This is a genomic window from Streptomyces sp. NBC_01622 (genome assembly GCF_045209635.1).
Classification (GTDB): domain Bacteria; phylum Actinomycetota; class Actinomycetes; order Streptomycetales; family Streptomycetaceae; genus Streptomyces.
This window is the reverse complement of sequence record NZ_CP109293.1, coordinates 10998025-11023195: the sequence shown is the minus strand read 5'-3', so window position 1 is coordinate 11023195 and position 25171 is coordinate 10998025. Positions and strand designations below refer to the sequence as shown.

Annotated in this window: 20 protein-coding genes; 5 read left to right on the top strand and 15 right to left on the bottom strand. The window is 70.1% G+C overall.

Features of this window, described 5'->3' with window-relative positions:
* Positions 1-27: 27 nt before the first annotated feature.
* The 9 genes from OH768_RS50920 to OH768_RS50880 form a co-directional block, all read right to left on the bottom strand.
* Entirely contained in the window at positions 28-846 is an 819-nt protein-coding gene (locus tag OH768_RS50920; RefSeq protein ID WP_406464214.1) for a hypothetical protein, read from the bottom strand.
* Entirely contained in the window at positions 843-1988 is a 1146-nt protein-coding gene (dgoD, locus tag OH768_RS50915) for a galactonate dehydratase (protein ID WP_406464212.1), read from the bottom strand. The genes OH768_RS50920 and dgoD overlap by 4 nt, the downstream gene beginning before the upstream one ends.
* Positions 1985-2758, bottom strand: a complete 774-nt coding sequence (locus tag OH768_RS50910) for a FadR/GntR family transcriptional regulator (RefSeq protein ID WP_406464210.1) — start codon at positions 2756-2758, stop codon at positions 1985-1987. The genes dgoD and OH768_RS50910 overlap by 4 nt, the downstream gene beginning before the upstream one ends.
* Before the next feature lie 34 nt (positions 2759-2792).
* The gene (locus tag OH768_RS50905; protein ID WP_406464208.1) at positions 2793-3566 is read right to left on the bottom strand and encodes an SDR family NAD(P)-dependent oxidoreductase; all 774 of its coding nucleotides are present in this window, start codon (positions 3564-3566) and stop codon (positions 2793-2795) included.
* A 52-nt stretch (positions 3567-3618) separates the two neighbouring features.
* Positions 3619-5679, bottom strand: a complete 2061-nt coding sequence (locus tag OH768_RS50900) for an alpha-galactosidase (RefSeq protein ID WP_406464206.1) — start codon at positions 5677-5679, stop codon at positions 3619-3621.
* Positions 5676-6524: a carbohydrate ABC transporter permease gene (locus tag OH768_RS50895; RefSeq protein ID WP_359611432.1), complete on the bottom strand. Its 849-nt coding sequence runs from the start codon at positions 6522-6524 to the stop codon at positions 5676-5678. Before OH768_RS50895 ends, OH768_RS50900 begins: the two co-directional genes overlap by 4 nt.
* Positions 6524-7459, bottom strand: a complete 936-nt coding sequence (locus tag OH768_RS50890) for a sugar ABC transporter permease (protein WP_359611434.1) — start codon at positions 7457-7459, stop codon at positions 6524-6526. Before OH768_RS50890 ends, OH768_RS50895 begins: the two co-directional genes overlap by 1 nt.
* A 1-nt stretch (position 7460) precedes the next feature.
* On the bottom strand, positions 7461-8753 hold the full coding sequence (locus OH768_RS50885; RefSeq protein ID WP_406464204.1) for an ABC transporter substrate-binding protein: 1293 nt from the start codon (positions 8751-8753) through the stop codon (positions 7461-7463).
* Positions 8754-8831: 78 nt separating this feature from the next.
* Positions 8832-10952: a glycoside hydrolase family 27 protein gene (locus tag OH768_RS50880; protein WP_406464203.1), complete on the bottom strand. Its 2121-nt coding sequence runs from the start codon at positions 10950-10952 to the stop codon at positions 8832-8834.
* A gap of 223 nt (positions 10953-11175) precedes the next feature.
* Here OH768_RS50880 and OH768_RS50875 point away from each other — a divergent pair, with 223 nt between their 5' ends.
* The gene (locus OH768_RS50875) at positions 11176-15231 is read left to right on the top strand and encodes a discoidin domain-containing protein (RefSeq protein ID WP_406464201.1); all 4056 of its coding nucleotides are present in this window, start codon (positions 11176-11178) and stop codon (positions 15229-15231) included.
* Between the two features lie 14 nt (positions 15232-15245).
* Here the strand turns inward: OH768_RS50875 and OH768_RS50870 are convergent, their stop codons facing one another.
* Positions 15246-15692, bottom strand: a complete 447-nt coding sequence (locus OH768_RS50870) for an SRPBCC family protein (RefSeq protein WP_406464199.1) — start codon at positions 15690-15692, stop codon at positions 15246-15248.
* A 101-nt stretch (positions 15693-15793) separates the two neighbouring features.
* Positions 15794-16840, bottom strand: coding sequence for a LacI family DNA-binding transcriptional regulator (locus OH768_RS50865; protein WP_406464197.1), 1047 nt, complete (start codon positions 16838-16840; stop codon positions 15794-15796).
* Between the two features lie 108 nt (positions 16841-16948).
* On the opposite strand from OH768_RS50865, the gene OH768_RS50860 reads away from it, so the two are divergent.
* Genes OH768_RS50860 through OH768_RS50845 form a run of 4 tightly spaced genes read left to right on the top strand, consistent with a single transcriptional unit; the run spans position 16949 to position 20957 of the window.
* A complete protein-coding gene (locus OH768_RS50860; RefSeq protein WP_406464195.1) occupies positions 16949-18127 on the top strand; it encodes a phytanoyl-CoA dioxygenase family protein in 1179 nt (392 codons plus the stop codon).
* 19 nt (positions 18128-18146) lie between these two features.
* Complete coding sequence (locus tag OH768_RS50855; RefSeq protein WP_406464194.1) at positions 18147-18908, top strand: SDR family oxidoreductase; 762 nt, start codon at positions 18147-18149, stop codon at positions 18906-18908.
* A gap of 31 nt (positions 18909-18939) precedes the next feature.
* Complete coding sequence (locus OH768_RS50850) at positions 18940-19941, top strand: Gfo/Idh/MocA family oxidoreductase (protein ID WP_406464193.1); 1002 nt, start codon at positions 18940-18942, stop codon at positions 19939-19941.
* Positions 19938-20957, top strand: coding sequence for a Gfo/Idh/MocA family protein (locus OH768_RS50845; protein ID WP_406464192.1), 1020 nt, complete (start codon positions 19938-19940; stop codon positions 20955-20957). The genes OH768_RS50850 and OH768_RS50845 overlap by 4 nt, the downstream gene beginning before the upstream one ends.
* A gap of 57 nt (positions 20958-21014) precedes the next feature.
* On the opposite strand, the gene OH768_RS50840 is transcribed toward OH768_RS50845, so the two are convergent.
* The 4 genes from OH768_RS50840 to OH768_RS50825 form a co-directional block, all read right to left on the bottom strand.
* A complete protein-coding gene (locus tag OH768_RS50840) occupies positions 21015-21902 on the bottom strand; it encodes an ATP-binding cassette domain-containing protein (RefSeq protein ID WP_406464191.1) in 888 nt (295 codons plus the stop codon).
* A 5-nt stretch (positions 21903-21907) separates the two neighbouring features.
* Entirely contained in the window at positions 21908-22981 is a 1074-nt protein-coding gene (locus tag OH768_RS50835; RefSeq protein WP_406464189.1) for an ABC transporter permease, read from the bottom strand.
* Between the two features lie 5 nt (positions 22982-22986).
* Entirely contained in the window at positions 22987-24006 is a 1020-nt protein-coding gene (locus OH768_RS50830) for a sugar ABC transporter substrate-binding protein (RefSeq protein ID WP_406464187.1), read from the bottom strand.
* A 281-nt stretch (positions 24007-24287) separates the two neighbouring features.
* Positions 24288-25136, bottom strand: coding sequence for a sugar phosphate isomerase/epimerase family protein (locus OH768_RS50825; RefSeq protein ID WP_406464185.1), 849 nt, complete (start codon positions 25134-25136; stop codon positions 24288-24290).
* Positions 25137-25171 lie beyond the last annotated feature (35 nt).

Genomic DNA, 25171 nt, shown 5'->3' with positions numbered 1-25171 from the left:
ACGAATTCCCTTCCCGTGCAGGTCGGTTCAGGGGCAACGGCAGTGTGTGGTCAGCGTCAGCCGCCACCGCACCTCGCCCGAGGCGGGCACCCGGGCGGCATCACCGGGGCCCGCCTCGGCGAGGTCGAAGACGCGGCCGAGCATCGGTTCGACGCCGGTGCTGCGGTAGGGATCCGGGGCTGGAAAGCCGCCCAGGTTGCGCCACAGCGCAATCGACATGGGCTGCCCGTCGGCTTCGAGGGCGAGCGAGAGTCGGTCGGTCCGGTCGTGGACGCAGCAGTGCGAGGCGTCCACGACGGCTCCTACGGCGGTGCCGTCGTCCGGCCCGAACCGGTCGAGGCGCGGTCCGCCCGGCGCGGGCCAGTCACCCTCCACCCACGGCGCGCCCTCCGGCCACACCCCGTACAGCAGCGGCGCCGCCTCGGGGAAGAGCCGGGTGCGCGCTCCGTCCCGCAGATGCAGCTTCGCCTGGTCGGAGAGGTCGAGCAGCGCATGGGCGGCCCATACGAAGCGGAGGCCCGCGTCGGCCGTCAGCACATAGTCGGCCTCGGCACCGCCGGTGGTGCCGCGCAAAGTGCGTGCCAGCGTGAAGCGGTCGCAGCGAACGACGTCCGCCTCTCCCTCCCGCGTCCAGGGCCGTGACCAGGCGTCTCCATGGTCGGGGGTGCCACGGACCGTGGGGACGCACTCCTCCAGTCCGCCCGCGTCCACGAAGGCGTCACCCGGGACCGCCTTCTCCCGCTCGGGTGCGTCACGCCGCCACAGCCATTCGCGGTCCCCCGCCCGCAGCGAGGTCCAACGCCCGCCGCGGGCAAGGTCGATAACGATGTCCAGCGCCACGGTCACCACTCCGCGAAGGAACCGTCGGCATGCCGCCACACGGGGTTGCGCCAGGCGTGACCGGTGCGGTCGGCGGCGCGTACGGCGGCCTCGTCGACGGTGATGCCGAGGCCGGGGGCGTCGCCGCGCAGGGCGTGGCCGTCGACGAACCGGAACGGCGCGGGGTCGACGAGGTAGGACAGCAGGTCGGCGTCCTTGTTGTAGTGGATGCCCCGACTCTGTTCCTGGATGAGGAAGTTGGGGGTGGCGAACGCGACCTGCAGACTGGCCGCCAGCGCGATCGGGCCGAGCGGGCAGTGCGGGGCGAGCTGGGCGCCGTAGGCCTCCGCGAGGGAGGCGATGCGGTGCACCTCCGAGATACCGCCGGCGTGGGACAGGTCGGGCTGGACGACGGCGATGCCCGCGGCGAGCGGGGGCAGGAACTCGGCGCGTCCGTAGAGGCGTTCACCGGTGGCGAGGGGTACCGGGCTCGACTCGACCAGCCCTGCCAGCAGATGGCCGTGCTCGGGCAGCACCGGTTCCTCCACGAACAGCGGGTGCAGCGGGGCGAGTTCGGTGAGGACGCGGCGGGCGGCGGGGGCGGTGAAGCGGCCGTGGCAGTCGACGGCGACATCGCGGTCCGGGCCGAGTGCCTCGCGGGCGGCGGCGACGCGGGCGACGATCGCGGCGGTCTCGGCGGGGGTGGGGATCGGTGAGGTGGCTCCGGCGGCGTTCATCTTCACGGCGGTGAAGCCCGCCTCGACCTGGGCGGCTATCTGCTCGCTCAGCTGGGCGGGTTCGTCACCGCCGACCCAGGCGTAGACCCGGACGCGGTCGCGCACCGGACCGCCGAGCAGGGCGTGCACGGGAGCGCCGTAGGTCTTCCCTGCGATGTCCCACAGCGCCTGGTCCAGGCCTGCGACGGCGCTGGAGAGGATGGGGCCGCCCCGGTAGAAGCCGCCCTTGGACATCACCTGCCAGTGGTCCTGGATGCGCAACGGGTCCTGGCCGACGAGGTGTTCGGCCAGCACGTCGACCGCGGCACGCACCACCTCGGCGCGCCCCTCGACGACCGGTTCGCCCCAGCCGACCACGCCTTCGTCGGTCTCGACCCGGCAGAACAGCCAGCGGGGCGGGACGAGGAAGGTTTCCACACGGGTGATCTTCACTGGGAGCGGGAGCCTTCCGTCTCTTCGGAACCCTCTTCGGAGTCCTCTTCCGAACCCTCTCCGGACTCACCGAGCCGGTCCAGGTCACGCCCTGCCTGGTCGAGCAGGGCCCGCATCGCGGCCTCGGCGGCCTGCGGGTCCTTGTCGCGTACGGCGTCCAGGACGGCGCGGTGGGCCGGGACCGGGTCCTCGCTGTGCGGGGCGCTGTGCACGATGCGGTCGCGGTGCGCCAGGCCGGACTCGATGACCATCTCCATGCGTTCGAGGAGTTCGTTGTGGGTGGCGGCGAGCAGCGCGCGGTGGAAGGCGAGGTCGGCCTCGACGGCGTGGGCCGCGTCGCCGCCCTCCTCCCCCATCGCGTCGAGGGCGCCGTCCAGGGCGGCCAGGTCCGCGTCGGTGCGGCGCTGGGCGGCGAGACGGACGGCGGCGGGTTCGATGATGGCGCGGACTTCCGCGAGGTTGTGCAGCAGCGCCCGGTCGGACTCGGCGGTGGAGGCGCCCTCGAACTGCCAGCGCAGTACGTCGGCGTCGAGCAGGTTCCACTCGGCGCGGGGGCGCACGAAAGTACCGCGACGCTGACGGGCGTCGACCATCCCCTTGGCCGCGAGCACCTTCAGCGACTCGCGGAGCGCGGTCAGACTCACGTCCAGCTCGCTCTGCAGCGCGACCAGGTCCAGCGTGGCCCCTTCGGGGATCCCCCCGCCCAGGATGCGGCGGGCGAGGACTTCCACGGTCTGGCCGTGCACGCCGCGACGGGCATAGGGCGTCATGTCGTACAGCCTTTCTGCTGGTTGGGGAGCGTGGTCACGCGGAGGCCTTGACGACGCTCCAGCCGCCGTCCACCACGAGACTCGTACCGGTGATGAAGGACGCCTCGTCGGCGCTGAGGAACGCGATGGCCGCGGCCACCTCCTCGGGTGTGCCGAAGCGGCGGGCGGCCGTCTCGGCGATGCTGCGTTCCCGTTCCCCGGGCGGCACTCTGTCCCAGGCGGCGGTCAGTATCGGTCCCGGCACGACGGCGTTGACACGCACAACGGGCCCGTATTCGACGGCTAGTTGGCCGCACAGGGAGAGCAGGGCCCCTTTGGCGGAGGCGTAGGCGGGATGCCCGGGAAGGCCCCTGTACGCGTGCACGGACGAGGTCAGCACCACCGCGCCCCGCCGCTCCTCCAGATCGGGCAGGACCGCCCGGAAGCCGAGGAAGCTGCCGGTCAGGTTGACGTCGAGCTGCCGCTGCCAGGAGGCGAGGCTCATCTCGTGGGCGGGCGTGACGTCGACGGTGAAGGCGTTGCTGACGAGGACGTCGACGGGCCCGAAGCCGTGCGCGGTCCCGACGATCCGCGCCCAGTCGTCCTCGGCCGCGACATCGGCGGCCACGAACCGGGCCCGCCCGCCGTCCTTGCCGATGCGTTCCGCCACCGCCTTGCCCCGCTCCTCGGCGATGTCGACGAGCACGACGGCCGCTCCCTCCTCGGCGAGGCGTACGGCCGTGGCGGCGCCGATTCCTGAGGCCGCTCCGGTGATCACGGCCGTGCGCCCGGTGAAGCGGGCGCCGTGCCGTCGTACGGGCTGGTCCATCGTGGGGTTCGACTCCTTCGCGCGTCAGGGCTTGCTGGAAACATAACGGGGCTCACTCGCGCAGCAGCACGACCAGGTCGGCATCATGATCGGCACGCCACGCGAACGGCAGCCCGTAGTGCAGCAGATGGGCTCCGCTGTACGAGGTCCCGGTCGCCGTGTCCCGATAGCGCGCCGCCGGTTCGAGTCCCCGCAACCGGAGCCGTTGCGGACGCCCCGGCACGAGCGGGGCCCCGTCGAGCCGTCCGGTGCTGAGCGCGGCGACGACGGTCCGGTCACCGGCGTCGTACTGCACACCGCAGCTCGGGTCCTCCGGTGTGCCGAGGAGCCGTGCCTCGCCGTAGTGGATCACGTCCCGCACCTCCTTGTACCGGGCGATCCAGCCGGCGGCCTCGGCCCGCTGCTCCGGCGTCCAGGCGCGCAGGTCGGCGCCGATGCCCAGCACCCCGCACATGGCGTTGACGAAGCGGAAGGCGAGGCTGCGCGGGCGTGGGTCGAAGACGCCGGGCGCGTCGGTGACCCAGGAGCTCATGACGTGCGGGGCGTGCGCGTGCAGGAAGCCGTATTGGATCCTCAGCCGGTCCAGCGGGGCGGTGTTGTCGCTGGGCCAGACCACGTCCGTGCGCGCGATTGCCGCGTGCTCGATCCGGCCGCCGCCGCCCGCGCAGCCCTCGACGGTGACGCCGGGGTGGGCGGACCGGAGGTGGTCGAGGACACGCAGGTATCCGGCGACGTGCTCGGCGTCCAGGTCCACGCGACCGGCGCCGGGGCGCCCGCGTTCGGTGGGCGGCCGGTTCGTGTCCCACTTCAGGTAGCTGATGTCGTACGTGCCGAGCAGCCGGTCGAGCGTGCCGATCACGAAGTCCTGGACGTCGGTCCGGCCGAGGTCCAGGAGGAGCTGGTTGCGGACGAGCCGGCCGGGGCGGCCCTCGATCCGGTAGACCCACTCGGGGTGTTCGGCGTGCAGTCGGCTGCCCGGGCTCACCGCCTCGGGCTCTATCCACAGGCCGAAGTCCAGGCCCAACGCCTTTACGTCCGCGATGAATTGGCCGAAACCCTGGGGGAAGGCGGCCGGGTCCGGCCACCAGTCGCCGAGTCCCCCGGTGTCGTCGGCGCGTCCGGTGAACCAGCCGTCGTCGACGACGAACAGTTCGGCCCCGATGTCGGCGGCCGACTTCGCCAGCTCCAGTTGCCCGGACGCGTCGACGTCGAAGCCGGTGGCCTCCCAGGAGTTGTAGAGGACCTTGCGGGGGCGGTGCAGGCGCTCGCCGGAGAGGTGTCGTTCGTAGCGGTGCCAGACGCGGGAGAGTCCGTCGAGGCCGTCCGGGCTGAAGGCGCAGGCGAGTTGGGGGGTGGCGAGGGTTTCGCCGGGGGCGAGCAGCACTGCCCCCTCGTGCGGGACACGGCCCGCCCGCACCCGTACGGCGCCGCCGGGTTCGGCCTCGGCGGTGATGTGCCAGTTGCCGGGCCAGGCGAGGGCGATGCCGTACGCGGCCGGCGCCTCGCCGTCCTGCACCGCGAACCAGGGCGCGTACGCGTGTCCGGGTACGCCTTGCAGGCTGCCGATGGTGAACGTGCCTCTGGGCAGGTCGAGGCGGGTGCGCTGGAACTCCTGCGACCACTGGCCCGTGAGGTACGTCAGGCGGGCGACTCCGCTGATCGGGATGTTCACGGCGGCCGAGTCGAGCCGCTCCAGGCGGAGCTCGTGTGTGGCGGTGAATTCCGTCCAGCGGAGGATCACGTCCGTGCCGGGCACGGTCTCGTAGTGGAGGACGGTGCGCAGGCCCAGCCGCTTGTCGTGGAAGGCGAACCGCAGCGCGGTCTCCTCCGCCTCCACGTGGTCGAACTCCCACCACGATCCCCGGTCCCCGTCCGGACCCGACACCACCAGCTCCGAGCCGGTGAACGGCCTTGTCCCGTACGGCAGATACTCGGCGGGGGCCGCGTCGGCGGGCGTGATGAAGTGGGTGCGCCGCGACCAGTCGAGGGCGGACGGGCCGTCCTCGACGCCGAGTGGTCCCCAGGCGTCGAGTTCGGCCCAGGGGCCGTCCGGGGACAGGCGCACGGTGTAGCTGGTGTTCTCCGTGCGCAAGGTCCAGCGCTGGTAGGTCACTTGACCGCCCCGAGGTTGAGGCCGGCCACGAAGTGCCGCTGGAAGCGCAGGAACACGGCGACGGTGGGCGCGGCGGCGATGACCGAGCCGGCCGCGATGACGTTCCACATCGACACGAACTGGCCCTGAAGTCCGATGAGGGCGGCGGTGATCGGCATCTTGGTGTCGCTGCGCAGGACGGTGATGGCCCAGAGCAGGTCGTTGAAGATCCAGGTGAAGGACAGGGCGCTGAGCGCGGCGAGGGCGGGGCGGGTCAGCGGGAGGATGATCCGCCAGAAGATCTGCCAGGGCCCCGCGCCGTCGACGACCGCCGCCTGCTGGATCTCCGCCGGGATCGACCGCATGAATCCGTGCAGGACGAAGACGTAGAAGCCGACCCCGAAGCCGATCTGCACGCCGATGAGGGCGGGCAGGGTGTCGAAGACACCCATCACCTCGCTGAGCTTGGACACCGGGATGAGGAGGATCTGCGGTGGGAGGAGGTTGCCGCCGAGCATGAGGAGCAACAGCGAGCGGCGGAAGGGGAGTTCGTAGCGGCTGAGGGCGAACGCGGCCATCGAGGCGAGGGCCAGCGTGATCAGCACGCAGGGAATCGTGACGATCAGGCTGTTGATGAGGGCGCGCTGCTGGCCGCCGTCGACCCAGGCCTGGCGGAAGTTGCCGAGGGTGAAGGAGTGCGGCCAACTGCCCAGGCCGTGCGCGGCGATGTCGTCGAAGGAGCGCAGGCTGGTGACCACGACCAGGGCGATGGGCAGCAGCCACAGGAGCGCCAGCGCGCCCGCGCCCAGGTGGAATCCGGCGGTTGCCGCCCGCTTGCGGCGCAGGGCCGTGGAGTTGGCGGACATCAGTCGGCCTCCCGGAACGCGCGGACGAGGTAGGAGCAGATGACGCCGAAGGCCAGCACGAAGATGACGGCGGCGAGTGCGGAGCCGTAGCCAAGGCGCAGGGACTGGAAGGCCGTTGAGTACATGTAGGTGCTCAGGAGCTCGGAGGAGTGGTAGGGGCCGCCGCGGGTCAGTGACCACACGACGTCGAAGGAGCGCAGCGAGTCGATGACGATGACCGAGAGAACTACCGCGTTCACGCTGCGGAGTTGGGGCAGGGTGACGTGCCGCAGGCGTTGCCAGGCGCTCGCTCCGTCGACCTTGGCGGCCTCGTACAGGGCGGGGTCGATGCCCTTGAGGCCGGCCAGGTAGAGGACCATCACGTAGCCGATCTGCCGCCAGAGCGCGGGCACGATCACGGCGTAGAGGGCGGTGTCCTGGTCGGCGAGCCAGGCGTGGCGGAGGCTGCCGAGGCCGACGGACTGGAGGAGTTGGTTGAGGACGCCGTCGGGCTGGTAGATCGCCTGCCAGACGAGGGCGGTGGCGACCAGGGAGAAGACGACGGGCAGGAAGAGCGCCGCGCGGTAGAAGCCGACGCCGCGTCGCTCCTGTTGGAGCAGGAGTGCGGCGGCGAGGCCGAGCAGGGCGGAGAGGCCGCCGAAGAGGACGAGCCAGAGAACGGTGTGGCCGGTCGCGCTGCGGAAGACGTCGTCGTGGGCCATCTCCCGGAAGTTGTCCAGGCCGATGAACTGCGGCGGGGAGACGCCGTCCCAGCGGGTGAAGGCGAGGTAGAAGCCCTGCACGGCGGGCCAGAACACCCACACCGCCTCGACGAGCAGCGGGACCAGGACGAAGGCGAGGACCAGCGGGGGTGTGCGCCGGGGGCCCCGGACCCGCTTGCCCTGGGCGGGCGTTCGGGCCGGGGACGTCCGGTCGGGCGCGGTCAGGACGGCCATGTCAGGCGTTCCAGATCTTCTCGGCATCGCGCTGCCACTCGGTGAGGATGCTCCCGATCGACTTGGGCTTGGCCAGGAACTTGGTCAACGCGTTGTCGGCGGTGGGCTGGAGGGCGTCGCTGGAGTCCCGGTTGAAGAACTGGGTGATCTCGGCCGCCGCCGCGACATGCGCGCGGCCCTTCTTGACCAGCGCCGTACCCGCGTCCTTCGCGTCGGGGTGGCAGGGCAGGACGGTGCCGGAGGACCCCTTGATGTAGATCTCCTGGGCCTCGGCGGTGGCGAGGTACTTCATCAGGTCGACGACCTGGTCGCGGCGGCCGGTGCGGGCACTGGCGAAGTAGCCGTCGACAGGCGCCTCTTCGGCGAGCGGGACCTTCGAGTCGATGACGGGGAAGCGGAAGAAGTCGATGTCGTCGAGGGCGTTCTTGGGGGCGGCGTCGGCGAAGAACGTGCCGATGAGCATCATGCCGCTGCGGCCGTTGAGCAGGGAGGTGGTGGCGTCCTGGAAGGCGACGGCGGCGCCGTTCGGGTCGAAGTACGGCAGCACCTCCTGCCAGCGGTCGAAGACCTTGCGCACCTGGGGGTCGTCGAACCGGTGCTTCCCGGCGAGGAGTTGGCGGTGGTACTCGGCGCCGTTGATCCGGATGTCGAGGTAGTCGAACCACGCCGAGGCCACCCAGGCCGTGCCGCCGCCGGCGCCCAGCCCGATCGGATTGACGCCCTTGCTCTTGAGCTTGTCGCACAGGTGGAGGAAGTCGTCCCAGCTCTTGGGCTCGCTGACGCCCCACTTGGCGAAGTTGGACTTCCGGTAGAACATGCCCCACCAGTAGTAGGTGCTGGGCACGAAGACCTTCTTGCCCGAACTCGTCGACGTACAGAGCGAGTTGAGTGCCTTGGAGTAGCGCTTGAGGTCGGGCGAGGTGGTCCACGCCTCGTCGAGGTCGAGCAGCAGGTTCTTCTTGGCGTACGCGTCCGCCACCGAGCCGGGGTACCAGGTGTACACGTCGGGCGGGTTGGCCGAGGTGAGGTACGTCGGCAGCTGGGTGCGGTAGGTCTCCGCGGCGACCGTGTTGAGGCTCGCCTTCTCGGACCCCTTCTTGGCGTAGGCGGCGACGAGGTCCTCCATCGCGGCCTTGGCCTGCGGGGCGGAGAGGTTGGACTGGAGGGTCACCGCCCCCTTCGAGGAACTCTTGCCGGTGGAGGTGGAGGTGACACAGCCGCTGAGCAGCGCCGCCGCCCCCGTGGCGCCGAGCCCGGCGAGGAACCGGCGTCTGTCTGGCTGGTGGTTCGTCATGGATGGCTCCCTGTGGATCCCTCGCGGGCGGATCCAGATTCGCGTGGCGTCCCCACCACGTCAATAATAATTACTAATTTATTTGAACTGAGTCCGGTGGACGTAGCCGTCGACGCCCCGGTACACCGCGTCGACCGTTCCGCCCGGCCCGGCCACCGCACCGAGCGCCCCGTCGAACGCGGCGCTGGGGAAGGCCACTTGCTTGGTCCACCCCTGCCAGGCGCCGTTCTCGTACCGCTGCTGCCAGAGCGTGTAGTCGGCGGCCCGTGCGTACAGCACCACGGCGTCCCCCACGGCGACCAGCGTCGGGCTGCCGCTGACGGTCCCGCCGAGCGAGCTCCACGGCGACCACTCCCCCGACGTGTCCCGGGTCCGCGTCCACACGTCGTCGGCCGCGGTGCGCACGGCCACATGGACTTGCCCCCGGGCGTCGACGGCGGCGGACGGCCGCCCGTACACCGCCCGGCCACCGGGTGCGCCGAGCGAGGACCACGCGGTCGACGGGCCGCGCTGCACTACCTGCCCGTCCGAGCCCGTGGCGAACAGGGTCCAGTGCGCGGGATCGGTGAACGCCACCGACGGCGCATCGGCCACCTGCCCGCCCAGGCTCTGCCACGCGCCCCAGTGGCCACCGACGGAGACCCGCCGGTACACCCGCGAGTCGGTGCCGCGCACGAAGACGTCGATCCGGCCGCCGGCCGAGGCGTACGCGGCGGGCTGGCCGAGGATCCGGTCCTTCGTCGGACCGCCGAGATCCTTCGCCTTGCCATCGGCCTGCTGGACGAGCGAGCCGTTCGGGCCGCGCAGGAAGGTGCCGCCGTCATTCACGATGGCCGGACTCGCCGTGGCCTGCTGCCCCAGATTCGTCCCGGGCAGGGCGTCCGTCCCGGTGAGTTTCAGGAACGCGGTGCCGTGCGCGGGGACCTCGACGGTGTACGACCCCGTGTGCGCGCCCCGGTCGGCGCGTGCCCGCAGGTCCCGGACCCGCACCGCCCCGCCGAACCCGGTGTCCGCGAACTGCACGGTGCGCAGGGCGGGTTGGTCCGACCGGTTGAGCAGTACGACCGCGCGCTGCCCGCGCCCATCCAGCACCTTGCTGTACACGTCGCCGACCGAGTCGGTCGCCACGCGTACGCCCTGGACGGCCAGCGGGTCCTGGTCGACCGCGATGATCTCCGGGTTGCGCAGGGTGGCCAGCATGGAGTCGGACAGGGTGCGGGGGTCGGAGCCGAGGACGAGCGGCGAGCCCATCTCGGCCCACATCACGAACTGGCTGGTCGACTCCTCCTGGCTCAGCTCGTACGACCCGTCGGTCATCTTGCGCATCGGGATGAGGTAGTCGGGGTCGTTGTAGTGACCGGGTCCCTGCGCCTCGGGATGCCAGGCGTTGGCGTCCATGTTGCGCAGCACGTTGGGCCATTGACCCGGGCTCGCCGTGCCCCAGGCGATGTCCGTGCCGGTACGCCAGGAGTCGGCGGTCGTCGGGCCGTAGACGTAGGTGTTGTGCGCGTCCTGCTCCGGTGTGTGCGGCAGGCCCCAGTCGTCGGTGAGCGGGTTGCACAGGTTGAGCAGCATCCTGCGGCCGGACTTGGCGACCGCGTCGCTGAACTCCTTGAAGGCCGGGCCCGGATCGAGCTTGGCTCCGATGCCGCAGAGGAAGTCGACCTTGACCGCGTCGATCTTCCAGCCGGCGAACTGGCGGGCGTCCTGGTCGTAGTACCCGCGGCTGCCCAGTCCGCAGCTCTTGCCGCCGTCGTAGGTGCCGGCGTCGGTGTAGATGCCCGCCCGCAGTCCGCGTTTGTGGAGATAGGAGACGAGCGCCGGGATGCCGGAGGGGAAGCGGTCCGGGTTGGCGACCAACTGCCCCTGCGCGTTACGCGGGTTGTCGGCCTGCCAGCCGCCGTCCAGCCACACGATGTCGTACCCGCTGTCCCGCAGACCGCTGCTGACCAGCTTGTCCGCGACGGAGCGCACCTGCTGTTCGGTGGGCGCGCCGAGCCCGTAGTAGGTGTTCCAGCCCATGTAGGGCGTCGGTGCGAGACCGCTGTCGTAGTAGTCGGGGGCGCCCTGGTCGGTGCCGGTCCGTGCCGTGGCGGCCGGGGCCGCGGTCGCCGCCAGTACGGTCGCGATGGCGATGACGGTGGCCCGGCGGGTCAGTCTCGTTACCGCGGGTGTGCGGACCTGCGGAGATGAAATCACGTGCCTCTCCCGGAGGTTGGGAAGCAGGAGGACGTGACGCGGGCCGCGCTGCGACAGGGGGCCGGGGGCGTCACGGCGACGACTGTGGCGTGCGGCCGAAACCCTGTCAACATTAATTCCTAATTTATTAGAAGGATGCCACAGGGGTTGACACAGCTTCCCTCGCGTCTCAGCCTTTGGCAACGTTGTCAGTGCCGCCGGTTTTTGATGGGACATCACGCTCATGACAGATCAGTCGGGTTCACCAAACGTGTCGCGCCGCGCCTTCGTCACCACGGGTTCCGGTCTGCTGGCCGGTTTCGGCCTCGGTTTCTCCGCGCCCGCTTCGGCCACCCCCTCCTCCCCCGTCCAACCCGGTGAACTCGCCCTGTACCGACCCGTATCGGTCTCCTCGACCGCCTACGCGCCGACCCCGGGCTCGTTCGTGGTGGACCGGCTCAACTCGCCCGGTGTGCGCGGCAGCGGATGGCGTGCCGGGGCGGGCGACCCCCAGTGGATCTCGATCGATCTGCAGACCCCGTGCGAGGTCACGTCGATCCGCCTCACCTTCGAAGGCGACGCGAACGACCCGGTGTTCACCCCGCCCACCTCGGGCAACCCGGCCGACGGCACAACAGGCAAGGAGATCCAGTCCAGTTACCCGGTCGAGTACGTCGTCGAGACCTCGACCGACCACACCTCCTGGACCGGCGTGTACCGCACAACGGCGGGCACGGGCGGAGTGGTGAACATCCAGCCCCCGCGCCCGGTCACGGCACGCTGGGTTCGGCTGACCTCGAACCGCCGCTCCACCCCCAACCCCCTCGGCCTGAACGGCTTCGAGGTCTACGGCACCGTCAAGGGCCACCGCCCGCCGGCCACGGGCTGGACGGACTGGGGCACCCACACCGGCCCGGCGCCGAAGCTGGCGGTGGCCGAGGACGGCACGGTTCCGGTGGAGTCCGGCTGGCGGCTGACGCTGGACGACTGGGCGGGCGGCGACGGTACGGAGCTTTCCAACTCGTCCTTCGACACGAGCAGTTGGCTGCCGGCCACCGTCCCCGGCACGGTGCTGGCCTCGCTCGTCGACCAGGGCAAGCTGCCCGATCCTGTCGCCGGACTGAACAACCTCCGTGTCCCCGAGGCCCTGTCACGCCATGCGTGGTGGTACAAACGGGACTTCGAGCTGCCGCGCGGTCTGCGCACCGGGGCCGAGAGCCGGACCTGGCTGGAGTTCGACGGCGTCAACCACACGGCCGACATCTGGCTCAACGGCCACCACGTGGGCGGACTCACGTACCCCTTCGCCCGCTCGGCCCTCGATGTGACCCGACTCCTCGCTCCGGGCGGGACGAACGCGCTCGCGGTGAAGATCACGCCGATGCCGGTACCGGGCAGCCCCGGCGACAAGGGCCCGGCCGGCGAGTCCTGGGTGGACGCGGGCGCGAATCAGATGAACCTCAACTCCCCCACCTACCTGGCCGCTTCGGGCTGGGACTGGATGCCGGCGGTACGCGACCGGGCCGCCGGCATCTGGAACCACGTCCGGCTGCGCTCGACCGGCCAGGTCGTGATCGGCGATCCGCGTGTCGACACCCTGCTGCCGGAACTGCCCGGTCTGTCGGTCGCCGAAATGACGATCGTCGTCCCGGTCCGCAACGCCGACACGACCGACCACCGGACGACGGTCTCCGCGTCCTTCGGCGACGTACGGGTCACCAAGGCCGTCACCGTGCCCGCCGACGGGAGCGTCGACGTCGTGTTCGCCCCCGACGCCTTCGCCCAACTGCGGCTGAGCAACCCGGAGTTGTGGTGGCCCAACGGTCTGGGCGACCCCACGCTCCACCAACTCACCCTGGTCGCCTCGCTCGACGGCTCGGAGAGCGACCGACGCACCACCCGGTTCGGCATACGCCAGTTCGGCTACGAGTACGCGGTGCCGCTGCCGTTCGCCGACTCGGGTGACGCCTACACCCAGTCCGTCACCTTCGACCGCCGACAGGCACGATATGTGCGCGTCAAATGCCTTACCAGAGCGACCAGTTGGGGCAGTTCCCTGTGGACGCTGTCCGTGCGCGACAGTACCCGCTCCTCGGTTGACCTGGCCCTGCACGCACCGGCCGACGCGTCGAGCACCGACGGGGATGATCACGGCGCCGCCTGCGCGACCGACGGCGACCCCGGCACCCGCTGGTCCTCGGCCTACGAGGACGACCAGTGGATCCGGGTCGACCTGGGGTCCGCGCAGTCCTTCGACCAGGTCGACCTGATCTGGGAACAGGCGTACGCGAAGACCTTCGTGGTGCAGGTCTCCACCGACAACACGACCTGGACCGACGCCGCGTCGGTGGACAACGGCGCGGTTCCGCTGCCCTTCGGCAACGCCAACGCCAGCCTCCAGGTGGAGGACTTCGCACCCCGCACCGCGCGCTACGTACGCATCAACTGCGGGCTGCGCAACACCAGTTGGGGCAACTCCCTGTGGTCCCTGGGGGTCGTCGACAGCACCACGCCCGGCACCGACCTCGCTCTCCGCCGTACGACGACCGCCTCCACCGAGGATCCCGACCACCCGGCCGCGCACGCCACGGACGGCGATCCGGGCACCCGCTGGTCCTCTGCCTACGAGGACCACCAGTGGATCCAGGTCGACCTGGGCTCCTCGAAGAGATTCGACCGGGTCGCCGTCGTGTGGGAGTCGGCGTATCCGAAGACGTATGTGATCCAGGTGTCGGACGACGCGGACACCTGGACCGATGTGAAGTCGGTGTCCAACACCCCGGATCCGCTGAAGATCAGCGTGAACGGGGTGCGGGTCCTGGCCCGGGGCGGCAACTGGGGCTGGGACGAGCTGCTGCGCCGGATGCCGCCGGAGCGGATGGACGCAGCCGTGCGGATGCACCGGGACATGAACTTCACCATGATCCGCAACTGGGTCGGCACGTCCGACCGGGAGGAGTTCTTCGCCGCCTGCGACGAGCACGGAATCCTGGTGTGGAACGATTTCCCCAACGCGTGGGGCATGGACCCGCCGGACCACGACGCCTTCAACTCGCTCGCACGGGACACGGTGTCGCGCTACCGCATCCATCCCAGCGTGGTGGTCTGGTGCGGCGCCAACGAGGGCAATCCGCCCGCAGCGATCGACCAGGGCATGCGCAAGGCCGTGGAGGACCAGGTCCCCGGCGTCCTCTACCAGAACAACTCGGCGGGCGGCATCATCACCGGCGGCGGACCCTACGGCTGGGTCGAGCCGGAGAAGTACTTCGACCCGGCGACCTACGGCAGCAAGGACTTCGGTTTCCACACCGAGATCGGCATGCCCGTGGTCTCCACCGCCGCCAGCCTGCGGAACATGACGGGCGACGAGCCCGAGTGGCCGATCCGGGGCGCCTGGTACTACCACGACTGGAGCGAGCGCGGGAACCAGGCGCCGCAGACGTACAAGGCCGCCGTAGAGACGCGCCTCGGGGAGGCGACCGGCCTGGACGACTTCGCGCGCAAGGCCCAGTTCGTCAACTACGAGAACACGCGTGCCATGTTCGAGGCCTGGAACGCGAACCTCTGGGACAACGCCAGCGGCCTCATGCTGTGGATGTCCCACCCGGCCTGGCACAGCACGGTCTGGCAGACCTACGACTACGACTTCGACGTCAACGGCACCTACTACGGCGCCCGTTCGGCCTGCGAGCCGCTGCACGTCCAGGCCGACCCCGAGGGGCAGGTCATCGCCGTCAACCACACGCGCGCCGGACTGCGGAACACCGTGGTCTCCGCGCAGCTGCTCGACCTGTCGGGCCGTCGGCTCGGCGGGAACAGGAGCGCCCGGCTGGAGGTGGCACCGGCCGCGACGGCGAAGGCGTTCAGCGTCCCCTGGACCGACGACCTGCCCGATCTGCACCTCCTGCGCCTCACGCTGGAGGACGGTGACGGACGGCTCCGGTCGCGGAACACCTACTGGCGCTATCGCACGCCGGCCGCCATGCGGGCCCTGAGCGGGGCGCCCCGGACGAAGGTGTCGGCGACGGTCGGGCGGGTGTCCCGCTCCGGAGCCCGTGCCGGACTGACCGCCACCGTCCGCAACGACGGTCCCGCCGTCGCCGCGATGGTCCGGCTCTCCCTGACGAACGGCGCGACCGGCGATCGTGTGCTGCCGACGCTGTACAGCCACAACTACCTGTGGCTGCTGCCCGGCGAGTCACAGACCGTCACCCTGTCCTGGCCGGCGCGGGCACTGGCCTCGGGGCATCCGCTGCTGACGGTGGAGGCCTACAACAGCCGCCCCGCGACGGCGCGTTGACGGTCGCCGGCGTATCAGGGCGCCTCCACCGCCGCCTTGATGCGCTGCCCGAACGCGGGCGCGTCCTTGCGGGCCGCGCTCAGCGCGAAACCCACGAGCAGTTTTCCGATGCCGTGACCTTCGAGGACGTTGAAGATCCGCACCTTGGTCGTGCCCGGCCCGGTGGATTCGAGGTCGTAGCCGCCCTCGTCGGCCGTCACGACGTTCTTCGAGGTCTCCGCCCAGCGGATGCGGTGGGGTGCCTCGAACTCGGTGATGCGGAAGGTCCGGCCCGTCTTCATGCCGGCGTCCTTGACCGTGCTGGTGAAGACCGTGCCGACGGCCGTCGGGCCCTCCGGGGTCTTCGTGATCTCCTGGACCCTCGGGCTGAACTTGGGATCGTTCGTACCGGCGGCGAGGAAGGCGAAGACGTCCTCGACCGGGCGGTTGATCTCGGCTGTGGCCTCGAACTGACCAGCCATGGTTCCTCCTGTGCTGCGATCGCTGGAGTTCCGGCTGAGCGCGCGCTGATGTGCCGACCACGACCAGCCTATCGGCGCGGCCCTCCGCGCGCCCCGCGTTGTCAGTCCGACGCTGCCGCGGAGGGCGCTCCCGGCGGCATGTTGAACGGTGTGACCACCTGGATCGCCGAGGGCAGGGACGGGCCGTCGTCGGGAAGTGCCTTGTGGGCGCGCATGATGATCTGGCAGGCGCGGCGCATGTCATGGCGCAGGTCGTGGTGGAGGACCGCGGACAGGCGGCGCTCGCGCAGCAGCCGGGTGTTGTCGTGGTCGAGGTCGTGGGCGATGAACACCGCGCACTCCCGGCCGAGCGCGTCGAAGGCGTCGAGGGTGGCGAGGTTGCCGCCGCCCGCCGAGTAGACGGCGATGATGTCCTCGTCCCGCTTGAGCGCCGCCAGGACGAGATCGTGCTGGGTGGCGTCCAGGCCGTCGCTGTCGGTGACCTCGACCAGGGACCGCCGGGGGTCGGCGAGGCGCATCGCGCTGCGGAAACCCATCTCGCGTTCCTCCTCGCCCCGGAAAGAGCCCCGGCTGATGGTGGTCAGCACATTGCCGGGCCGCCTGCCCAGCCACTGGCCGAGAAGGTAGGCGGCGGTGGCGCCGGCCGCGCGGTTGTCGATGCCGACGTAGGCGAGGCGCGCGCTGTGCGGGAGGTCGGTCACCAGGGTGACCACGGGGATACCGGTCGTGATGAGCCGGGCGACGGCCGCCGCGATCTCCGGTTCGTCGGGGGCCTTGAGGATCACGCCCTGGCTGCCGCGCTTCGCGATCCCGTCGAGGGTCGCGGTCAGTTCGGCGGGCGGGCAGGTCTCGCGGAAGTGGAAACGCGACCGCACGAGAGCGGGATGCAGCGAGGGCAGTTCGGCTTCGAGCGCGTCCCGTACGGCGGTGGAGAACCGCTCCGGGGTCTGCATCACGATGTCGATCATGAAGGTACGGCCGCCCAGCCGGACCTGGCTCTGCTGGCGGTCCAGGTCCTTGATGGCTTCCTGCACCTCCCTGATGGTGCTCTCCGTCACGTTGCCCCGCTGATTGAGGACACGGTCGACCGTGGCCGTACTCACCCCGGCCTGACGGGCGATTTCCCTGATCGGATAGCGGTGTCGCATGACTGGTCCCAAGAGCCGATGATGCACTTTTGATGCACTGACAAGCATTGAATGATGGGTTCGAGTTATCAAGACTGGCAGAAACCAAGGCACAGCGAAAGGACCTGGATGTCTCCCGTAACCGCAGGGACGCGGACTTGGCTGACCGAGGCGGACTGCGATCTCGACGTGTTCCGCTCCCTCGTGGAGCAGCGCACCGACATCGGCGACCACCCCTCGGCCGAACGGATCGAGCAGAACGTCCCGCTCTACGACAGCACCCGGCTCCGTGAGCTCGCGGCCACCGCCGAGGGCCGCCGCGACGTACAGAGCGAACTGGTGCGGGCCCTGCTCGACGGGCCCGGCATCGTGGTCCTCAAGGGTGCCTTCCCCGACGAGGCCGTCGTGGACCGGGCGTCCGACGCCTTCCGGGCGCTGATCGAGGAGGAGCGCGCGAGCGGTGCGGGGCGCGGCGACCACTTCGCCAAGCCCGGCGCCAACGACCGTGTGTGGAACGCCCTGGACAAGGTGGCCGTACGGGCGCCCGAGGCGTTCGCCGACTACTACGCCAACGACATCCTGGAGCTGATCTCCGAGGCCTGGCTCGGCCCCGCCTACCAGGTCACCTCGCAGGTCAACGTGGTCAACCCGGGCGGCGCGGCGCAGAGCGTGCACCGTGACTACCACCTCGGTTTCCTCTCCCAGGAGCAGGCGGCGGCCTATCCCGCGCACGTCCACCGGCTCTCCCCGGTGCTGACGCTGCAGGGCGCGGTGGCCCACTGCGACATGCCCGTCGAGTCCGGGCCGACGCTGTACCTCCCGCACTCGCAGAAGTTCGAGCCCGGCTATCTCGCCTGGCGGCTCCCGCAGTTCGTCGAGTACTTCGACGCGCACCACGTCCAGCTCCCGCTGGAGAAGGGCGACGCGGTCTTCTTCAACCCGGCGCTCTTCCACGCCGCCGGGCACAACCGGTCGGCCGACATCAGGCGCATGGCCAATCTGCTGCAGATCTCCTCCGCGTTCGGCCGTGCCATGGAGACGGTGGACCGCGAGGCGATGGCGAACGCCCTGTTCCCGGTGCTGCTGAGCCGCAAGGCCGAGGGCGTCTCGGAGGACTGGCTGCGCCGCGTGATCGCCGCCACCGCCGAGGGCTACCCCTTCCCCACCAACCTCGACCTCGACCCGCCTGTCGAGGGTCTCGCCCCGCCCTCGCAGGCGGACACTCTGCGACAGGCCGTCGCCGAGGACTGGGACCCCGGGCGGCTGCGTCATGAACTCCAGGCCGCGGCCAAGCGCCGCCAGAGCTGAGAAGGGAAACATCACTCTCATGGGACTGCTTGAGGACAGAGTCGTCCTCGTCAACGGCGGCAGCCAGGGCGTCGGCGCGGGTGTCGTGCGGACCGCCGTGGCGGAAGGCGCGACCGTCGTCTTCACCGGCCGCCGGGCCGACGTGGGCGAGAAACTCGCCGCGGAAACAGGAGCCCACTTCCTGCGCGCGGACCTCGCCGATCCGGCGCAGGCGCGCGACAGTGTCGTACGGACCGTCGAGGCCCACGGGCGCATCGACTGCCTCGTCAACGCGGCGGGGCTCACGTCACGCGGCTCGCTGCTGGACACCACGCCGGAACTGTTCGACCAGCACATGGCGATCAACCTGAAGGCACCGTTCTTCGCGATGCAGGCGACCGTGGCCGACATGACGGCGCGCAAGGCACCGGGGACGATCGTCAGCATCGGCTCCAACTGCGCCCACGGCGGGCCGCCGCACCTCGCCCCGTACTCCGCCGCCAAGGCCGGACTCGCGGGCCTGACCCGCAACGCGGCGCACGCCCACCGCTTCGACCGGATCCGGATCAACACGATCAACATCGGCTGGACGGACACCGAGGGCGAGGACGCCACCCAGCGCGCCTTCCACGGCGCCGGCGACGACTGGCGGGAGAAGGCAGCCAAGTCGCAGCCGATGGGCAAGCTTGGGCAGGTCGACGAGATCGCCGAGTTCGTCGTCTTCCTCCTCTCCGACCGCAGCGGCGTGGTTACCGGCTCGGTCATCGACTGGGACCAGAACGTCTTCGGCGGCCAGGACTGAGCCGCACCCCGGCAGAAGGAGCACGATTCCCATGCGCATAGGCATCCTGGGGCTGGGCCGCATCGGCGCCTTCCACACGGAGACCCTCGCCGGTCTGGACGCGGTGGACTCCCTGGTGGTCACCGACCCGGTGGCCGCCACCGTCGCGGCGGTCACCGAGCGCTTCGGGGCGACCGCCGCCGACTCCCCCGAGGCGCTGCTCGCCGCCGGGGTCGACGGTGTCGTCATCGCCGCCGCGACCGACGCGCATCCCGAGCTCGTCCTCGCCGCCGTGAAGGCGGGCATCCCGGTGTTCTGCGAGAAGCCCGTGGCGCGCGGTCTCGAGGAGAGCCTTGAGGTGCTGCGCGCGGTGGAGGGCAGCGACGTCGAGGTGCACATCGGCTACAACCGTCGTTTCGACGCGGGCTTCACGGCCGCGCGCCGGGCCGTGGTGAGCGGTGAACTCGGCGCCCTGCACACCGTGCGGTCCACCACCCTGGACCCCGCCCCGCCGCCGCCCGCCTACGTGGCCGCCTCCGGCGGCATCTTCCGGGACTGCAGCGTGCACGACTTCGACATCGTGCGCTGGGTGACCGGCCGGGAGGTGGCCGAGGTGTACGCGACCGGCGGCAACCGGGGCGCGGAGTACATCCGGGCGGCGGGTGACGTCGACACGGCGTCCGCGCTGCTCACCCTGGACGACGGCACCATCGCCGTCATCTCCAACTCCCGCCACAACGCCCGCGGTCACGACGTACGTCTGGAACTGCACGGCATGAAGGACAGCATCGCGGTCGGCCTGGAGGACAAGCTGCCGCTGCGTTCGGTCGAGCCGGGCGCCGGATTCCCGGCCGGGGTGCCGCACACCTTCTTCATGGACCGGTTCGCCGACGCCTACCGCGCCGAACTCACCGCGTTCACCGAGGTGGTGGCCGGCACCCGCACCTCCCCGTGCACGGTCGCGGACGCCGTCGAGGCGAGCCGGATCGCCGACGCGTGCAGCCTGTCCCTCCATGAACACCGCCCGGTACGACTCGAAGAGGTACGCGCATGACGACGGACGAGCCGCTGCGGATAGGTGTTCTGGGCGCGTCCCGGATCGCCGAGCTGTCGATCGTGGGACCGGCCCGGGCGACCGGCCACCGCCTCGTCGCGGTGGCCGCCCGCGACCGGGGCCGGGCCGAGACCTTCGCCGCCACCTATGGCGTGGAGCGGGTGGTCGGTTCCTACGCCGACCTCGTGGCCGACCCGGAGGTCGAGGTCGTCTACAACCCGCTGGCCAACAGCCTGCACGGGCCGTGGAACCTGGCCGCTCTCCGGGCCGGCAAACACGTCCTCACCGAGAAGCCGTCCGCGAGCAACGCGGCGGAGGCGGCCGAGGTCCACGAGGCCGTCGCCAAGGCGGGCACGGTGTTCATGGAGGGCTTCCACTATCTCTTCCACCCGGTCGTCCTGCGTCTCCACGAGCTGCTGGACAGTGGGGAGTTGGGCGAGCTCCGGCACGTCGACACCATGGTCGCCATGCCCGCGCCGCCGGACAGCGACGTACGGTGGTCGCTGCCGCTGTCGGGCGGCGCGCTGATGGACCTCGGCTGCTACAGCCTGCACGCCCAGCGCATGCTCGCGCCCTGGGCCGGCGGGGCACCCCGGCTGATCGCCGCGCGCGGCGGCGAGAAGGCCGGCGCACCGGGGATCGACGAATGGCTGGACGCCGACCTGGAGTTCCCGGGCGGCGCCACGGGCAGCGCGCGTTGCCACATGGCCCACGAGACCTGGCAGATGAGCTGCCGTGTCGTGGGCTCACGCGGCGAGGCCACGGTGACGAACTTCGTGCAGCCCCACCTCGACGACCGGGTCGTCGTGCGTACGGCGGCCGGTGAGCGCACCGAGGAGCTCGGCCGCCGGTCCTCGTACACCTACCAACTGGAGGCCTTCGCCGCCCACTTGAGGGGCGGTGAGCCGCTGGCGCTGGACGTCGATGACGCGCTGACCACGATGGGGCTCATCGACGACTGCTACCTGACGGCGGGGTTCCCGGTCCGGCCGCGTACGGTGCTTCCAACAGCCTGAATCGGCACAGCAGTTGGGGCGGCACCGGTCCGGTACCGCCCCAACTGCTGTGTAGGGTCAGCCGACTTTGAGTGCGGCCTCTTCGGGGAGTTCTTCGACGTCGAGGCCGCGGACCTGGGACAACTCGTGCTTGAGTGCGGCGAGTTCGGTGCCGCCGGCCATGTGGTTGGTGAGCTCTTCGAGGGTGATCTCGCTGCGTTCGGCGGAGAGTTCCATGGTGCCCAGGCGCAGGACGCTGAAGTGGTCGCCGACCATGTAGGCGTGGTGGGGGTTGTGGGTGATGAAGATGACGCCCAGACCGCGTTCGCGGGCCGCGGCCACGTACTTCAGGACGACGCCGGACTGCTTGACGCCGAGGGCTGCGGTGGGCTCGTCGAGGATGAGGACGCGGGCGCCGAAGTAGACGGCGCGGGCGATGGCCACGCACTGGCGCTGGCCGCCGGAGAGGGTGCCGATGGGCTGGTCGAGGTTGTCCAGGACGATGCCCATGTTGCGCAGTTCCTCGTCGGCGGTCTGCTTCATCTTCTCGATGTCGAGACGGCGCACGGGCCAGGGGCCGCGGGTCATTTCGGAGCCGAGGAAGAAGTTGCGCCACACCGGCATCAGCGGGACCACGGCCAGGTCCTGGTAGACCGTCGCGATGCCCCGGTCCAACGCCTGGCGGGGGGTGGTGAAGTGCACCGGTTCCCCGTCGACGAGGAACTCGCCCTCGGAGTGCTGGTGCAGGCCGGAGATGATTTTGATCAGGGTGGACTTGCCCGCGCCGTTGTCGCCCAGCACGCAGGTGACCTGGCCGGGGCGGACCGCGAGGTCCACGCCGTGCAGGGCACGCACGTTGCCGTACGCCTTGCCCGCGCTGCGGAGCTGGACGATCGGGCGGTCCCCGCCCTCCGGCTCCGTGTCCTGGAGGATGGTGCCATGGGTGCCGGATTCGTTGCTTGCCATGAAGGTCACCTCCGGGTCGCGGTGCGCTGCACCCACAGATTGATCATGACGGCGCCCAGCAGCATCACGCCCAGGAACGCCTTGAACCAGTCGGGGTTCCAGCCGGCGTAGACGATGCCCTGCTGGACCATGCCGAACATGAACGCCCCGAACACCGGCCCGATCGCCGAACCCGCACCGCCGGTCAGCAGACACCCGCCGATCACGGCCGCCGAGATGTAGATCAGCTCCTGACCCACGCCCTCGCCGGACTGCACGGTGTTGAAGGAGAACAGCTGGTGCATCCCGATGAACCAGGCACCGAACCCGACCAGCATGAACAGCGAGATCTTCGTGAACGCCACCGGGACACCCACCGCACGCGCGGAGTCCTTGTTGCCGCCCACCGCGAAGATCCAGTTGCCGTACTTCGTCCGCAGCAAAACCCACGTCGCGATCGCGGCGAACACCAGCCACCACACGATCGTGATCTTCACCTGGACGCCGCCGACGTCGAACGAGGAGGCGAAGACCTTCTTGGCCTGGCCGAAGCCGTCCATGGTGCTGATGTCGTCGGTCGCCACATTCCCCGTCACCAGCTTGGTGACCGCGAGGTTGACACCCTGCAGGATCAGGAAGCTGCCCAGCGTGATCAGGAAGCTCGGCAACCCGGTCTTGACCACGAGCCAGCCGTTGAGGAATCCGATCCCCAGCGACACCAGCAGAGCGACGATCACACCGACCCACACGTTCATGGTCAGCTGGTAGCTGAGCATGCTCGCGGTCAGCGCGGAGGTGATGACGGCGACACCGGCGGAGAGATCGAACTCGCCGCCGATCATCAGCAGCGCCACCGGCAGAGCCATGATCCCGATGGTCGACGAACCGTAGAGGATGTTCGCCATCGACGCGCCCTCACGCACCGGCGGAGCCGCGATCAGGAAGAACACGTACACCGCCGCCGCACCGAGGAAGACACCCACCTCGGGGCGGGCCAACAGCCGGATCGGCAAAGGCCGTTCAGAAGTCCGCCCGTCCTGTTCGGGGACCGGCGGAGCCGGCGACGGGGAGCCCGTCGCCGGTGCCGTGATCTGGGTCATGGGCGTCACCGCGTTCCCTTGGCGGCGAACTCGGCGACCTTGGCGACATTCGTCTTGTCGACGAAGGCCGGACCGGTCAGCACGGGCTCCTGACCGCCGCCGCTGTAGTTGCCGTTCGTCTTGTAGAGCCACAGCGAGTCGACCGCCAAGTAGCCCTGGAGGTAGGGCTGCTGGTCGATGGCCCACTGGATCTTGCCGGACTTGACGGCGCCGACCGCGTCCTTGTTGAGGTCGAAGGTGGCGAGCTTGGCCTTGCTGCCGGCGTCCGCGATGGACTGGATCGCGGTCATCGCGAACGGGGCGCCGAGCGTCGTCACGTAGTCGATGGTCTTGTCCTGCTGGAGCTTGGCCGTGATCGTCGACTTCACCGACGGCATGTCCGTGCCGTTGACGTTGAGGATCTCGGTCTTGCCGGTGAAGGTCTTCTTCACGCCGGCGCAGCGGGCCTCCAGGGCGACCTGCCCCTGTTCCATGATCACGCAGATGGTGTGCTTGGCCCCGGCGGCGTTGAGCTTGCGGCCGAATGCCTCGCCCGCGATGCTCTCGTCCTGGCCGAAGTATTCGAGGAGACCCTGCTTCTTCCAGTCCTGCACGCCGGTGTTGAAGCCGACGACGGGGATGCCCGCCTTCTCGGCCGTGGCGACCACGGACTTCATGGCGTCGGGCTTGGCGAGGGTGACCGCGATGCCGTCGACCTTCTGGTCGATCGCGTTCTGCACCAGGTTCGACTGGTTGGGCCCGTTGGGATCGCTGGAGTAGACGAGCTTGACGTTGTCCTTGGCCGCGGCGGCCTGGGCGCCCTTGCGGATCGTGTCCCAGAAGGTGTCACCGGGGGCCGCGTGGGTGATCATCGCGACCGTCATGCGGGGCGTGGTGGCCTTGCCCGCGGAGACCCCGGAGGTGTTCTCCGTGGACTTCTTGCCGCCCGAGCTGCTGGAGCAGCCGGCGAGGGTCAGTGCCGCCGCCGCGGCGACCGCCACGAAGGGGACGATTCTGCGCGAACGGGGGTGGGATGTACGGTCCATCTTTCCGGCACCTCACTGTGCTGCAGGGGAAAGGGAGAAGCGGCTGACCGAGCGAAGGCTGCGGATCACATGCCGTTAACACGGCTGTTGCTTATGACGAGATAGAACCGTCATGCCACCCCGAGGTCAACGCTTGTAATGACATCATTTATCCATCACGACAAGATGTCTAAACAAATGCTTGACGCAGACCGGAAGCATGGCTCATACATCGAAATGGAAATGAAAACAGGGGCGACGGGAACGACCGTGGTTTCGTTCCCGCCACCCCTGTGGCCCTTTTAGTTCACAAGTGCCGCGGCACTCCGATATGCCGCCGCGGCGGCCTCCCGAACCGGCAGCGCGCGGTGCGCGTCGGAGAGGATCTCCACGCCCCAGGGGCCACGGAAGCCGGCCGTGCGGAGCGCGGCGATGGCTCCGGGCAGGTCGAACGAGCCCTCCCCGCACAGGCGTCGGCGATGGACGGTGTCCTCGAAGAGCGTGCCGACGACATCGCTGTCGGCGTCGTTGAGCTCCACGCCCACGATCCGCGAGCCGGGTACCTCCGCCAGCTCGGCGGGCGGGGTGTGGGCGCGCTCGGTGTGCCAGACGTCGATGATGAGACCGCCCGCGGGATGGCCGGCCGCCTCGACGAGCCGCAGCCCGTCGTGCACGGTCTTCAGGTTGGACCAGGGCAGCGGCTCGACGCCGAGCCGGGCGCCGACCCCGTCGGCCTGCGCCGCCAGCACGGCGAACTCCTTGGCCCAGACGTCGAGGTCCCAGGGCTCGTCCGCAACATCGGGGCCGATCTTGAAGGTACGGGCACCGAGTGTCTCGATGGCCTTCAGCATCCCGGTCCGGATCTCGTCCGACGCGGCCCGCCGGGGTCCGTCCGCCCACCAGTCGGTCAGCAGCTCCAGCTCGACGTGGCTGATCCCGTTGTCCGCGAAGAGCGACCGGATCCCGGCCATTCCGTACTCGCGCTCGGCCTCCACCAGGTCCACGTACAGCAGCCCGAAGGCGGTGAATCCGGCCTCGCGCGCCGCTTCCACCCGTTCCCGCAGGTTCAGCGGACTGCGCTGGTCCTCCTCATCGGGAGCGGCGTCGCCCGCCGTGGTCCAACAAGTGGCCAGAAATTCGTCAGCGGTCATTTACTTTTTCCTGGATTCCTCACACTCGGAAAAGA